General features: G+C 70.1%; 10 protein-coding genes. 5 read left to right on the plus strand and 5 right to left on the minus strand.

From position 1 onward, the window contains the following. The first annotated feature begins 173 nt into the window (after positions 1 to 173). The 5 genes from ACXET9_RS11520 to ACXET9_RS11540 all read left to right on the plus strand — a co-directional run bounded on the left by ACXET9_RS11520 (position 174) and on the right by ACXET9_RS11540 (position 5,534). Positions 174 to 1,505 carry a hypothetical protein gene (locus tag ACXET9_RS11520; RefSeq protein ID WP_457886736.1) on the plus strand — a complete coding sequence of 444 codons (1,332 nt, stop codon included), beginning with the start codon at positions 174 to 176 and terminating at the stop codon, positions 1,503 to 1,505. Positions 1,506 to 1,763: 258 nt separating this feature from the next. Continuing rightward, positions 1,764 to 3,098 (plus strand): ABC transporter substrate-binding protein, encoded by a 1,335-nt coding sequence (locus ACXET9_RS11525; protein ID WP_457886737.1) that lies wholly within the window; start codon positions 1,764 to 1,766, stop codon positions 3,096 to 3,098. Further along, entirely contained in the window at positions 3,095 to 3,979 is an 885-nt protein-coding gene (locus ACXET9_RS11530) for a carbohydrate ABC transporter permease (protein ID WP_457886738.1), read from the plus strand. The genes ACXET9_RS11525 and ACXET9_RS11530 overlap by 4 nt, the downstream gene beginning before the upstream one ends. Continuing rightward, positions 3,976 to 4,917 carry a carbohydrate ABC transporter permease gene (locus tag ACXET9_RS11535; protein WP_457886739.1) on the plus strand — a complete coding sequence of 314 codons (942 nt, stop codon included), beginning with the start codon at positions 3,976 to 3,978 and terminating at the stop codon, positions 4,915 to 4,917. The genes ACXET9_RS11530 and ACXET9_RS11535 overlap by 4 nt, the downstream gene beginning before the upstream one ends. Positions 4,918 to 5,177: 260 nt before the next feature. Then, positions 5,178 to 5,534 (plus strand): DUF3021 family protein, encoded by a 357-nt coding sequence (locus ACXET9_RS11540; RefSeq protein WP_457886740.1) that lies wholly within the window; start codon positions 5,178 to 5,180, stop codon positions 5,532 to 5,534. 96 nt (positions 5,535 to 5,630) lie between these two features. Here the strand turns inward: ACXET9_RS11540 and ACXET9_RS11545 are convergent, their stop codons facing one another. The 5 genes from ACXET9_RS11545 to ACXET9_RS11565 all read right to left on the minus strand — a co-directional run bounded on the left by ACXET9_RS11545 (position 5,631) and on the right by ACXET9_RS11565 (position 12,428). Next, a complete protein-coding gene (locus ACXET9_RS11545) occupies positions 5,631 to 7,307 on the minus strand; it encodes a glycoside hydrolase family 53 protein (protein ID WP_457886741.1) in 1,677 nt (558 codons plus the stop codon). 67 nt (positions 7,308 to 7,374) lie between these two features. After that, positions 7,375 to 8,544 carry a glycoside hydrolase family 53 protein gene (locus tag ACXET9_RS11550; protein WP_457886742.1) on the minus strand — a complete coding sequence of 390 codons (1,170 nt, stop codon included), beginning with the start codon at positions 8,542 to 8,544 and terminating at the stop codon, positions 7,375 to 7,377. Next, positions 8,541 to 9,470 carry a sugar ABC transporter permease gene (locus ACXET9_RS11555; protein WP_457886743.1) on the minus strand — a complete coding sequence of 310 codons (930 nt, stop codon included), beginning with the start codon at positions 9,468 to 9,470 and terminating at the stop codon, positions 8,541 to 8,543. The genes ACXET9_RS11550 and ACXET9_RS11555 overlap by 4 nt, the downstream gene beginning before the upstream one ends. Then, positions 9,460 to 10,965, minus strand: a complete 1,506-nt coding sequence (locus ACXET9_RS11560; protein ID WP_457886744.1) for a carbohydrate ABC transporter permease — start codon at positions 10,963 to 10,965, stop codon at positions 9,460 to 9,462. The genes ACXET9_RS11555 and ACXET9_RS11560 overlap by 11 nt, the downstream gene beginning before the upstream one ends. 44 nt (positions 10,966 to 11,009) lie before the next feature. Further along, the gene (locus tag ACXET9_RS11565; RefSeq protein ID WP_457886745.1) at positions 11,010 to 12,428 is read right to left on the minus strand and encodes an extracellular solute-binding protein; all 1,419 of its coding nucleotides are present in this window, start codon (positions 12,426 to 12,428) and stop codon (positions 11,010 to 11,012) included. Positions 12,429 to 12,788: the final 360 nt, after the last annotated feature.

Below are 12,788 nucleotides of genomic sequence, written 5' to 3' on the forward strand. Positions count from 1 at the left end.
GAGGGAACTCGGCGGAGGACGGGGGAGCCGGGGGAGCCGGGGGAGGAGGAGTTCGGGGGAGCCGGGGGAGATCGTGCAGGCCGCCGGGACGGATCGCGGGGATTGTGTGCATACTCGGGCGGGAGTGAGGCAGGTCCTCGGAAACTCCCACCTCGCCGCGGCACAGTCTGCCCATGGCAGCAGTCTCCGTCCGTTCCACCACTGTCCGTCCCCTCGACGCCGACGCTCGTGCGAGCGTCGGAGTCGACGACGCGGACTCCCGCACGACCGTGATCCGCGCGGGCTCCCCGTCGGAGGGCCCGCAGGAAGCGGCGTCCGAGGGCGAGCCCGAGTCGGCGATCAAGAAGCTCTCGCCGACGAGCCTGATCGCGGGCGGCGCGGCGGCCGCGACGGCCTCCGTGGTCGGCGGCCATCTCGGTGTCGCCGGCACCGTGATCGGCGCGGCCGTCACGTCGGTGGTCTCCGCGGGCGCGGTCGCGCTCTACACGGATTCCGTGCGCCGCAGCGCCGCGAAGCTGAAGGAGGCGAAGACCCGCAAGCTGCGCCGTCTCCGCGGCCTCGACCCGGAGACGGGCCTCGCGACGGGCCCGGGGGAGCGGGACCTGCCCGCGGGCGATCGGGCGGCCGCGGTCGAGGCGATGGCCGCGGCGATCGGCGGCGTCGACGGGATCGACGCGGCCCATGATGCTGATCGGGCCGCCGGCCGGGACGGGGCCGCCGGCCGGGACGGGACCGTCGGCTCGGAGGGGCTCGTCGCCGACGGGCGCGAGGGCCTCAGCGCCGAGGCGGCCGGCGGGAACCGGACCGCCGCGGCGGAGCCCGGGCCTGCGCGGAAGGTCCTGCGCATCGCGCTGATGAGCCTCGCGATCGCCCTTCTCGCCTTCGGCGGCGTGTTCGCCGTGCAGCGCGTGTTCGGCATCGAGCTCTCGCCCGGCACCGGCCAGATCCAGCGCTCGGTCACCGGCAGCTCCTCGTCCGCGAGCGACGACACCGCCGACTCGTCGACCGCCGATGCCTCGTCGGCCGATGAGAGCACCGACGGCTCCGGCACGGCCGACGACGACTCCTCGAGCTCGAGCACGACGACCGACGACAGCACGACCTCGGACGACTCCTCGTCGAGCGACTCCTCGAGCAGCTCCTCGACCGGGGACTCGAGCACGAGCGACTCCTCCTCGGGCGATGCGAGCACGAGCGACTCGAGCACGAGCGGCTCGACGACGGACGACTCCTCGAGCGACTCCACCGACTCCACGACCGACAGCTCCACGACCGATTCCACGACCGACGGCTCCACGAGCGACTCGACGGCCGATGGGTCCTCGACGGATAGCACGACGAGCGATGACTCCACGAGCGACAGCTCCGGCGACGCGACGGCCGACACCGGCACCACCGACAGCTCCTCGAGCACGACGGACTCGACGACCGGCTCCTCCTCGGGAACGTCGGGCTCGTCGTCCTCCGCCTCCGGCAGCACCGATTCGAGCGCTGCTGGGAACTGACGCGCAGCGTTCTGCGGAGTGTCCCGCATCACCATTCTGACCTGCGGGGACGGTGCGATCCGTGCCGCCTCCGGGGGTGGGAGCGTGCCCTCGTCGGCGCTTGCCGGGGCGACTCCGGGATGCCCCGCCGCCTCGCGCCGGGAAACGCTTTCGTTCAACGTTGCAGGTGGGAGGCGTGCGGTGACGGAAACCGAACACTGGTCAGTGACTGCTAGGGTCGTGCTACCTCAACGATGAGGATGAGAGGAGCACACTCCCATGCGACGTTTCTCGAGGCGATCCGCATTGGCCGGATCCGGCGCCGCGCTCACGGCCGCCGCCCTGGCCGCCTGCGCACCGCCGAACCCAGGCGAGGTGAACGCCGAACCCACCATCCCCGCCTCCGACGGACCCGTGACGCTGACCTACTGGGCCTGGCTGAAGGACCTGCAGAAGGTCGCCGACGTCTACAACGCGACCCAGGACCGCATCCAGGTCGAGGCCGTCTGGATCCCCGGAGGCAACAGCGGCGGCTACGCCAAGATCCTGTCGGCGGTCGCCGCGGGCGGAGGGCCCGACATCGCCCAGGTCGAGCTGCGCAGCCTCCCCGAGTTCGCGCTCGCCGGGGCGCTCGTCGACCTCTCCCGCTACGGCTTCGGCGATGACGTGGAGAAGTTCGATCCCGGCGCGATCAGCCAGGCGAAGGTCGGCGACTCCTACTGGGGCGTCCCGCAGGACACCGGTCCGATCGCCACCTTCTACAACCGCGAGGTCCTCGAGGGCGAGCTCGGCCTCGAGGCGCCGAGCACCTGGGACGCCTTCCGCGAGGTCGCGGGGGAGGTCTCCGAGGCCGGCAAGACCCTCATGACCCTCGACCCGACCGACGGCTCCTATCCCGTCGGCTGGGCGATGCAGGCCGGGGCCGTGTGGTTCCGCCCCGAGGGCGACGGCTGGATCGTCGACATGACCGACGACGCCTCCCTCGAGGTCGCCTCCTTCTGGGACGGGATCCTCGCCGACAAGCTCGTCGGCACCGGCTACGGAGCCTTCTCGACCCCGTGGATGGCCGCCGCCGGCGACGGGAACGTGCTGGCCACGATCTCCGGATCCTGGTCCGACGCGCTCGTGGAATCCGTGCCCGACGGCGCCGGGAAATGGGCCGTCGCGCCCATGCCCACCTGGGACACCGGCTACGCCTCGGGGGCGCACGGCGGCTCGTCGGCCGCGATCCTCGCCAACAGCCGGCATCCTGCCGAGGCGCTCGAGTTCCTCACCTGGATGTGCACCGATCCCGCGGGCATCGACGCGATGATCGAGCACTCCGGCATCGGCTGGTCCCCGGCCGCCGACTACATCGGCGAGATCCGGCAGCAGCCCTCGGAGTTCTTCTCCGGCCAGAACTACAACGAGGACGTCATCGTCGACATGGCCGCCGGCCAGAACCTCGACTGGACCTGGGCTCCCCTCATGCAGCGCGCCATGGCGATCGTCGGCGACGGCATGACCTCGGTCATCAACGGGGAGATGGGGATGGGCGACATGTTCGCCGAGTCCCAGACGGAGATCGTCACGATCATGCGAGACATCGGACTGAACGCGGAGGTCGCACGATGAGGTCGAGAACCGCCCCCTGGGTGCTGCTGGCACCTTTCCTGCTCCTGTTCGTCCTGATGATGATCGTCCCGATCATCATGGCGATCGGCTACTCCTTCAGCCGCGTGCAGCGCTCCGGCCTGCTCGGCGAAGGCGGAGTGACCAGCTCCTTCGCCGGCTTCGACAACTATGTCGCGGCGCTGACGAACGCGAACTTCATCGCCTCCATCGGCCGCATGATCCTGTTCGGCGCCGTGCAGGTGACCGTCATGATCGTCGCCGCGACGATCCTCGCGCTGCTGCTCGAGACCGTCAGCGCCCGCTTCCCCGGGTTCTTCCGCGCGACCTACTTCCTGCCCTACGGCATCCCCGGCGTCATCGCCACGATCCTGTGGTCGTTCCTCTACATCCCGGGGCTGTCGCCGATCGTCGACGTCCTCGCCCTGGTCGGCATCGACGTCGACTTCCTGGGCCCGAACATGGTGCTGTGGTCCATCGCGAACATCGTGACCTGGACCTACACCGGCTACAACATGCTGATCATCATCGCCCAGCTCAAGGCCGTCCCCGGCGAGCTCTACGAGGCGGCGAAGATCGACGGCGCCGGCTCCTTCCGCGTCGCCCGCTCGATCCAGCTGCCGCTGATCCGGCCGGCGCTCGTGCTGACCGTCATCTTCTCGATCATCGGCACCCTGCAGCTCTTCGCCGAGCCGAGGCTGCTGCAGACCATGAGCTCCGGCATCACCTCGGAGTACACCCCCAACATGTCCGCCTACGCCTACGCCTTCCAGTACAACGACATCGGGATGGCGGCCGCGCAGGCCGTGATCATCGCGGTGGCCGCGTTCCTGCTGTCGGCGATCGCGCTGGGAATCTCGCAGTGGACGGAGAAGCGCCGATGAGCACCGTGGAGAAGACCCCCGTCGACGGAACCGGCCGGACGGGCGGGCAGCGTCGCGCGAACGCGCGCGACAACCGCGCCGGCGCCCGCGACGCCGGACGCAAGCCCACGACGACGATCATCGTCACCGCGATCCTCGCGATCGTGGCGATCTACTTCCTGATCCCCGTCTACTGGGTCGTCGTGAACGCCACGAAGACCACCGAGGACCTCTTCGGCACGAGCGGCTTCTGGTTCGGCGACAGCTTCGAGCTGTTCGCGAACATCAAGGCCGTGTTCAGCGCCAACGGCGGGATCTTCCCGCGCTGGGCGCTGAACTCGATCCTGTACTCCGGCGTCGGCTCGGTGCTCGCGACCTACTTCGCGGTCGCCGGCGGCTACGCCCTCGCCAAGTACCGCTTCCCGGGCCGCACCGCCGTCTACGTGCTGATCCTCGGCGGCGTCCTCGTCCCCGGCACCGCCGTCGCCCTCCCGCTGTTCTTCCTGTTCAGCTCCGTGGGCCTGACCAACACCTACTGGTCGGTGCTGATCCCCTCGCTGGTCAGCCCGTTCGGCCTGTTCCTCGCCTCCGTCTACGCGGGGGCCGCGGTCCCGGACTCGATGCTCGAGGCCGGCCGCATCGACGGCGTCGGCGAGCTGGGCCTGTTCCATCGTCTGGCCCTCCCGCAGCTCACCCCGGCGGTCGTGACGATCCTGCTGTTCCAGTTCGTCGCGATCTGGAACAACTACTTCCTGCCGCTGGTGATGCTCGCCGACGAGCGGCTCTACCCGATCACCCTCGGCCTGGACAACTGGAGGGCCCAGACCGACCGGCTGCCCGAGTTCTACCAGCTCACGGTCGGCGGCGCGCTGCTCTCCGTGATCCCCCTGGCGATCCTCATCCTGGTCCTCCAGCGCTTCTGGCGCGGAGGCCTCACCGAGGGCGCCGTCAAGGGCTGACGCCCGGTCCGACGGGCGGGTCCGACGGCCGGGTCACGCCCGTCGGCCGCGCCGCGCGCGTGTGCGCGTGCTCGGCCGACGAGCGGGTCCGGCTCCGTGCGGGTCCGACGTCGAGGCGGGTCCGACGTCCCTCCGGGGACGCCGGACCCGCCTGCGCGTTCAGGGGGCGAGGGATCGGCCGACGGCGGATCGGCCGACGGCGGATGGGCCGACGGCCGTCGGCCCCAGCGCGCCGGTCTTCCCGCGCTACAGTCGCCGGTATGAGAAGAGCGAGGCCGTTCATCATCTCCGGTGCGATCACCGGGGCGGTGATGGTGTCCCTCTCGTTCTTCATCGAGGATGCCGCCCAGGCGAGGAGCACCTGGGTGGCCGGGCTCATCGCCGCGGCCGTCATCATGGCGATCCCGCTCTACGACATCGACGCCTGGTCGCTCGCGAAGCGCTCCCTCGTGCACTTCCTGGCGATGCTCGTGATCGTCCTCCCGCTGCTCCTCGTCAGCGGCTGGTTCACCCCGCCGGTCGCCATCGGCGTGTTCCTGCTGTTCGGCCTCGTCGGTTGGACGATCGGCTATGCCATCCACCGGTTCCAGGAGAAGCGGCAGGCGACGGCGGGCTGACTCTTCCGACCGCTCGGTGCCCTGACCGCCGTCCCGCGTCACGCCGAGGAGACGCGGAACGGAGGCCCGGATTGCTTCGGCGGCCCGCGGTCTTGGTCAGTACGCGGCGATCACGCGGACATCATCGACGTTGATCCAGTCGTCGGCGTTCGCGTCGGAGTAGAACCCGAGCTCGAGGATGCCGGTCGTGACCGTCACGTCGAGCATCACTCGGACCCACGCGCTCGGCGAGGCAGGAATGTCCGCGCGAGCCTCCGCAGAGCCGTGCTGCTTCACATACAGATAGGCGGCGTTCTGGCCGCCGCTGCTCAGCACCCATGCGGAGACGCGATAGGTGCCGCTCGCCAGGCCTGTGATCGTCTGATAGGTGGAGACGGTGTAGGCGGTCGCTTTCCAATGCGTCAGCTTGTAGGTGCCGACGACGGCGGGGTCCTGGGTGAACACCGCATCCGCATCCGCGGGCACCTGTGACCAGACGCCCCAGCCGGAGGGCGAGTTCGTATATCCGTCGGCCTCGAAGCCGCCGTTGACGATCAGATCGTCATGCGGGGTCTCGTCGAAGACGGCGAGGGTGGCGAGGGCCTCGCCGTCCCAGTCGAAGAGCGTCTGGTTGTCCCACGGATTCGACAGATCGCCGGAATCGTCGTTGTCCTCCTTGCCGGCTTCCGACCCCCAGTTCGCTCCCTCGACGGGGAGCCAGGCGGGCTCCCACCAGACGAGCCCGCGACCCCGGCCACCGGGAACGGCTCGGATCAGATCGCGCAGATCGCGGAGGAACGCGGTCTGCCCCGCGACGGTCGCGGGATATCCGCCGGTCGCCTCTTCTGCCGTGTAGAACGAGTTCCCGAGGCCGTCGCCGTCCTCGAGCGTCCACCCGTATGAGGTCTCGACGACGAGGACGTCCTTGCCGTAGCGCGCCGAGATGTCGTTGAGATTGACGGCGAGGTCGCCCATGGTCCCGTGCCAGAACGGGTAGAACGACAGGCCGATGACGTCGAAATCGACGCCTTCAGCGACGATGCCGTCGAACCACCACCGGTACAGGGCATTGTCACCTCCTTGATCGAGGTGGAGGACGATCTCGACGGACTCGCCTGTTCCGAGAGCGGCGTGCACACCGTCGATGCCTGCCTGCAGGAGCTGGGCCAGCGGAGCGAAATCGGAGACGCCGTCGCCGATCTTCCCGTCATCCCAGAGGATCCCGGCGGACTCCTCGTTGCCCATCTGGACCATGTCCGGGAGCACGCCGGCGGCGCGCATCTGGTCCGTGACGTCTTCGGTGTAGCTGCGGACCGTGCTGACGAGATCGGTGAAGGACAGAGCTTGCCAGGCCTTCGGCTTCGTCTGCGTGCCGGGGTCGGCCCACCAGTCGCTCAGGTGGAGATCGAGGAGGACCTGCATTCCCTGCGCCTTCGCACGCTGCGCCATGGCGATGGTCGTCGGGAGATCATTGGTGCCGCCTCCATACGGTTCACCGGTGGACGAATAGGGATCCACCCAGAGCCGGAGTCGGGCGAGATTCATGCCGTGGGCGGCCATGATCGCCACGGGGTCCCCGACGACGCCTCCGTCGGAGAAGACCCCGCCGAGGGACTCCACCTCGGTGAGCATGCCGAGATCCCCTCCCATGATGAATCCGCCGTTGCCGGCGGCCTCTGCCCGTGCCGCGGTGCGGACCGAGCCGGCCGTCGCACCTGCGGCGACGAGCCCTGCCGCTCCGAGGAGCGCGGATCGTCGGGTGGGGCGCCATTCCCTGCTGGTCGAGAACGCCATCGTTCTCCTCCTTCCTGTCGCGATCTGAGTCGCGACCTGCCGCGGCCGGATGCCGCGGGGGTCGGGGTCAGCCCATCGCGGGGCGGTATGCGGACCAGGACTCGAGCGCGCGTCCGGTCTCGTCGACGAGGGCCTGGTTGGACCAGTTGTTGCCGCCCTCGGCGATGTCGTCGCCGTACTCCATGCCGGCGCGGCTCGCCCAGCTGGTGCCTGGGATCGGGAGCCACGCGGGCTCCCAGTAGATGAAGCCGAGGCCGTGGCCGCCGGGGGTCCGCGCGATCGTGGCGCGGAGGTCCTCGAGGAAGCGTCGCTGGCCGTCGACGGATGCGGGGTAGCCGACCTTCTCCGCGGCGGGGGCGTCGAAGATCGCGAAGGCGCCGTCGGCGGTGTCGGGGCGGTGGGCGTAGGCGGTCTCGACGACGCACAGGTCGCGGCCGAAGCGCTCGGCGAGGGCGGCGAGGTTGCGGCCGAGGTCGTCGAGGGTGCCGTGCCAGAGGGGGTAGTAGGACAGGCCGATCACGTCGACCTCGACGCCGCGGCCGATGATCTCGTCGAACCAGGCGCGGTAGAGGTCGTCGGCCCCGCCGGCGTCGAGGTGCAGCACGATCCGGGCGTCGGGCGCCTCCGCGCGGACCGCGCGCGCCCCGGCGGCGAGGAGCCGGGCGAGGGCGTCGTACTGGCGGGCGCGCTCGCCGGAGGGGACCTCCTCGAAGCGGCGGGTCTCGAGGTCGTAGCGGGGCGTGCGGCCGATCGGCCAGAGCATGCCGTTGGTGATCTCGTTGCCGACCTGCACGTGGGCGAGGTCGATGCCCTCGTCGGCGAAGCGGCGCAGGACCGTGCGCGTGTAGGACTCGACGGTCGCGACGAGCTCGTCCTCGCCCATCCCGGCCCAGGCGCGGGGGAGCTGCTGCTTCTTGGGGTCGGTCCAGAAGTCGCTGTAATGGAGGTCGAGCATGACGTCGAGGCCGGCCGCGCGGGAGCGTCGGGCGAGCCGGAGGGTGCGCTCGAGATCGTTCGTGCCGCCGAGGAACGGGGCCCGGCCGCCGGACCCGCCGTCGGCCCCGCCCTCGTACGGGTCGACCCAGAGGCGCAGGCGCGAGAGGGTCGCGCCCTCGGCGGCCATGATGCGGAACAGGTCGTCGGCCCGGCCGTCCCGGTGCCGGAAGACGGCGCCGAGCTCCTCGAGCTCCTCGGTCATCGACGCGTCGGCGCCGCGGATCTCCCGCATGGCGGTCATCCCTTCTCCCCTCCGGCCGTGAGGCCGCTGATCAGGTGCTTCTGCAGCACGATGTACAGGATGGTGATCGGCACGGCGACGAGGACGGCGCCCGCGGCGAAGGTCGTGAACTGGTTGCGGGTCTCGTCGGCGATCATCTCGAACAGGCCGATCGCGATGGTCTTGTTCTGCGGGCTGCTGATCAGCAGCTTCGGGAGGATGAAGTCCATCCACGGCACCGCGAACTGGGTGATGGCGACGAAGGTCAGCATCGGCGTCATCAGCGGCAGCAGGATCCGCGTGAAGATCTGCGTGCGGGAGGCGCCGTCGATGAGGGCGGCCTCGTCGAAGCTCGTGGGGATGCCGTCGACGTACCCCTTGAGCAGCCAGGTGTTGTACGGCAGCTGGGCGGCGAGGCTCGCGATGATGAGCCCGACGAGGCTGTCGAGCATGCCGAAGTTCAGGAACAGCATGTACACGGCGATGGCGCTGAGGAACGTCGGGAAGATCTGGAGGATCAGCATCGCCGTGAGCGCGGTCTTGCGGCCGCGGAAGCGGATCCTGGAGAAGATGTATGCGCTGAAGGCCGAGATGACGACGCTGAGCACCATGTTGCTGGTCGCGACGATCAGCGAGTTGAGATACCAGCGGGGGAAGTCGGTCGCGGTCAGGAGCCGCACGTAGTTCACGAGCGAGGGATCCGAGGGGATCGCGGAGGCCTGGGCGAGGCCGCCGGTCGATCCGAAGGAGGCGCCGACGACCCACACCAGCGGATAGATCACGACGACGGCCAGCACGGCCAGCTCGAGGTGGATCAGGATCGTCTTGGCGCGGTCCCAGAGGACCGCTGCGCGGTCGGAGCACCCGGGGCTCCCGGGGCGGCCTGCGCGGCCGGCGGGCCGAGCGGCGGGGGAGGCGCGGTGGGCGCCGGCGATGTCAGAGCTCATCGAAGGCCCTCGATCTCTTGAGGTTCCACAGGGAGAAGGTCCCCACCATCACGAAGATGACGATCGACATGACCGCGCCGATGTTGTAGAGGCGGTTGTCGACGGTGAGGGTGAACAGCCAGGTGATCAGCAGGTCCGTGCTGCCGGCGAACTGGTAGTCGGGATTCGCGGGTCCGCCCTGGGTGAGGAAGTAGATGACCCCGAAGTTGTTGAAGTTGCTGACGAAGGCGAGCACCGCGAGGGGCGCGGTCGCCCGGTAGACGATCGGGAAGGTGATGCGCCGCAGGATCTGCCAGGACGAGGCGCCGTCGAGGACCGCCGCCTCGTAGCAGTTCCGGTCGACGGTCGTCAGCGCGCCGCCGATGAGCGCCATGAAGTACGGGAAGCCGAGCCACAGGTTCACGAGGATCGCGAGGATGCGGGCGAGCATCGCATTGCCGGGGTCGGTGAACCAGTAGATGCGCTCGTCGGTGAGGCCGACGTCGAGCAGGAACTGGCTGATCGGCCCGAACTGCCCGTTGAACATCGAGCGGAAGACGAGCGCCGAGATCATCGCCGGCACCGCCCACGGGAGGATGTAGATGCTCCGCCAGAACCGCGGGAAGCGCACCCGCGAGCTGTTCAGGATGACGGCCTGGAAGAACCCGAAGAGGTAGGTCGTCACCGTCGCGACGAGCGCCCAGACGATCGTCCAGGTGAGCACGCCGAGGAAGGTGGTCGACCAGGCGCTGATCGAGAAGATGCTCGCGAAGTTCGAGAAGCCCACCCATTCGACGAGATGCAGCGGCGGGAGGTTGTCGCGGTTGTAGTTCGTGAAGGCGATGAGGATGCCGAAGAGGATCGGCAGGGCGCTGACGAACAGCAGCAGCACCAGCAGCGGCGACAGCATGATGTACGCGTACGACGACTGCCAGAGGTCGACGGCCCAGGCGCGCGAGCTCGGAGCCGAGCCCGTGCGCCGGATCGTGCGCCGCGTGCGCACCGCATCCAGGATGCCGCCCGCGGCGACGAGCCCGAGGAGGAGGAGCACCAGCGCGGCGATCAGCCCGTTGACCATCAGCACGATCGAGTGGTCGCCCTCGGTGAGACCCGTCAGGCCCGTCTCGCGGGGCTGCGTGCCGAGGGTGATCAGCCCCCACAGCCCCCGCAGGAAGAACCCGCCGTGGCGCCGGAAGCTGTAGTCGACGACGTTCTGATAGTGGCCCGTGACCAGCTCCGTCACCACGGTCCCCGCCATGATCGCGAGGAAGAGGAGGCTCTTTCCCCACTGCCGGTTCAGCGCCTGGCCGCCGCCCCACACCACCGCCGACGCGAGGCCGACGGCCCAGGGCGGCAGATCGCGCGCGGCGGTCCGGCCGGCGGCGGCCGACGGCGAGGCGTCGGCCCTGGCCGGCCCCGCGCCGTCGGCCTCGTCCGGAACCCGGCTGTCGGCCGCGGCCGGGCGCGCATCGTCGGCCGACGGCGGCTCGGGCCGCTCCTCGAGCGTGTTCGTCACGGCGTCCCTCCTCGTTCTTCCTCGTCCCTCCTCGCCTCTCCCCGTCACTCCCCGAGGCCCGAGAGGCTCGCGTAGTCGGACTCGGCCTGTGCCTGGGCGTCGGCGACGGACAGGACGCTGTCCCAGACGTTGGCGACCAGGGCGTTGCCCACGGTGTAGAGGTGCTCGGGGATCTCCTCGACGAGGTCGGCGTGCTGCGACTGCGCGAGGACGCCCTGGGCGTGCTCGTCGTCGGCGAGGCCCTCGACGCCGACGGACAGCTCCGGGGTGAGCGCCGGGATCGCCCCGATCGAGGAGTAGAGGGCGGCGGCGCCGGCGTCGGAGGCCAGGAAGTCGGCGAGCACGCGCGCCGCCGCCGGATACGGCGTGTACCCGGAGACGACGGCGACGGACAGACCGGCGAGGGAGGAGGCGGGGCCGCCGTCGGCGACGGACGGGAGCGTGGTCACGCCGTACTCGAAGCCGACGCTCTCGGCGGCGGCGTCGAAGTCGCCGAAGGTCCAGGGGCCGGTGATGACGTACGGGGTCTCGCCCTTGACGAACTCGTTCTCGATGGAGTCGTAAGTGGCGTCGGCCGAGTTCACGTCCCACACCTCGCGCAGCGTCGCGTAGTACTCGAGGCCGGAGGTGAGCTCGGGGGAGTCCAGGTGCGGCTGCTCGATGTCGCCCTCGGGGTAGAGCTGCCAGCCGAGCGAGGAGAGCACCGGGTAGGCGTAGTAGAGCTCCCCGGAGAGGAAGCGGATGGTCCACGTGTTCGTGGCGGAGTCGTTGTAGGTCGCCGCGAGCTCGGCGATCTCCTCCCAGGTGGTCGCGGGCTCCGCCGAGCCGGTGAGCTCCTCGAGCAGGGTGCGGTTGTAGAACAGCGCGATCGACTCGGTGGAGATCGGCACGGCGCGCATCTCCCCGTCGCGGCTCACGGCCGAGACGAACACCTCGCCCGTGCGCTCCGTCAGCGCCTCCTGGTACTGGCCGATGGGGGCGGCGACGCCGGCGTCGATGGTCCGCCCCAGCTGGTCGTAGGCGAGCGTGAAGACGTCGGCCCCGGTCCCGGCCTCGCCGTCCAGCGCCATGCGCTCACCGGCGTCGACCTTGGCGACGATCTCGACCTCGATCCGCACGTCGGGGTGGAGCTCCTGGAAGGCGGCGACGATCGCGTCCCCGTACTCCTCGTACTCGACCCACAGCGTCAGGGGCGCCTCGCCGCTCGCGACGGCCTCCTCCATGACGTAGCCGCCGGCCGCGTCATCCCACTCGAGGCCGCCGTCCGCGCTGCTCCCGGTGCTGCCGTCGGCTCCTGCCGCGCCGCCCTCGGCGGGGGCCTCGCTGCAGGCGCTGAGCGTCGCGAGCGCCGCGGCCCCGAGGGCCGTGCCGCCGAGCAGCGCGCTGCGCCGGGTGGGCCGGGGGCCCGGGGAGGTGCGCGCCTGCGGGGCGGGTCGTCCTGCGATCCGGGGTGAGAACTCCATCGTCCGTCTCCTGCTGGTCGTGGTCCGCGCCGTCGCGGAGCCTGTCGGGGGAGCGGACCGCACCGTCGTGGCCCGCTCGTCCAGTCCCGGCATCGACGCGAGGACTGTGATCGATTCCAATTAATGACCTCGACAGTCAGCATGTCAAGAGGCAATGTCGGCGCTGTAGCACGGAAAGTCATGCCTGTCTGCCTGGGAACGGTCACGGTTCCGCGTCCGTCGAGCGCTCCCGTCGAGCGCTCCCGTCGGGCACGTCCGTCGCCACCCTCCCGCCGCCCTCCGACCAGCATCGCGTGAACGCTCACGCGATCTCGTCTACGCTGGCCCCGAGCGTCGACGGCGACCCCGCCCGGCGCATCC

This window comes from Brachybacterium netajii (SeqCode) (assembly GCF_054114245.1).

Coding starts and splice junctions, on each gene's coding strand:
- ACXET9_RS11545 (WP_457886741.1), bottom strand. CDS start 7,307: ATGGCGTTCTCGACCAGCAGGGAATGGCGCCCCACCCGACGATCCGCG.
- ACXET9_RS11565 (WP_457886745.1), bottom strand. CDS start 12,428: ATGGAGTTCTCACCCCGGATCGCAGGACGACCCGCCCCGCAGGCGCGC.
- ACXET9_RS11540 (WP_457886740.1), top strand. CDS start 5,178: ATGAGAAGAGCGAGGCCGTTCATCATCTCCGGTGCGATCACCGGGGCG.
- ACXET9_RS11520 (WP_457886736.1), top strand. CDS start 174: ATGGCAGCAGTCTCCGTCCGTTCCACCACTGTCCGTCCCCTCGACGCC.
- ACXET9_RS11550 (WP_457886742.1), bottom strand. CDS start 8,544: ATGACCGCCATGCGGGAGATCCGCGGCGCCGACGCGTCGATGACCGAG.
- ACXET9_RS11525 (WP_457886737.1), top strand. CDS start 1,764: ATGCGACGTTTCTCGAGGCGATCCGCATTGGCCGGATCCGGCGCCGCG.
- ACXET9_RS11535 (WP_457886739.1), top strand. CDS start 3,976: ATGAGCACCGTGGAGAAGACCCCCGTCGACGGAACCGGCCGGACGGGC.
- ACXET9_RS11555 (WP_457886743.1), bottom strand. CDS start 9,470: ATGAGCTCTGACATCGCCGGCGCCCACCGCGCCTCCCCCGCCGCTCGG.
- ACXET9_RS11530 (WP_457886738.1), top strand. CDS start 3,095: ATGAGGTCGAGAACCGCCCCCTGGGTGCTGCTGGCACCTTTCCTGCTC.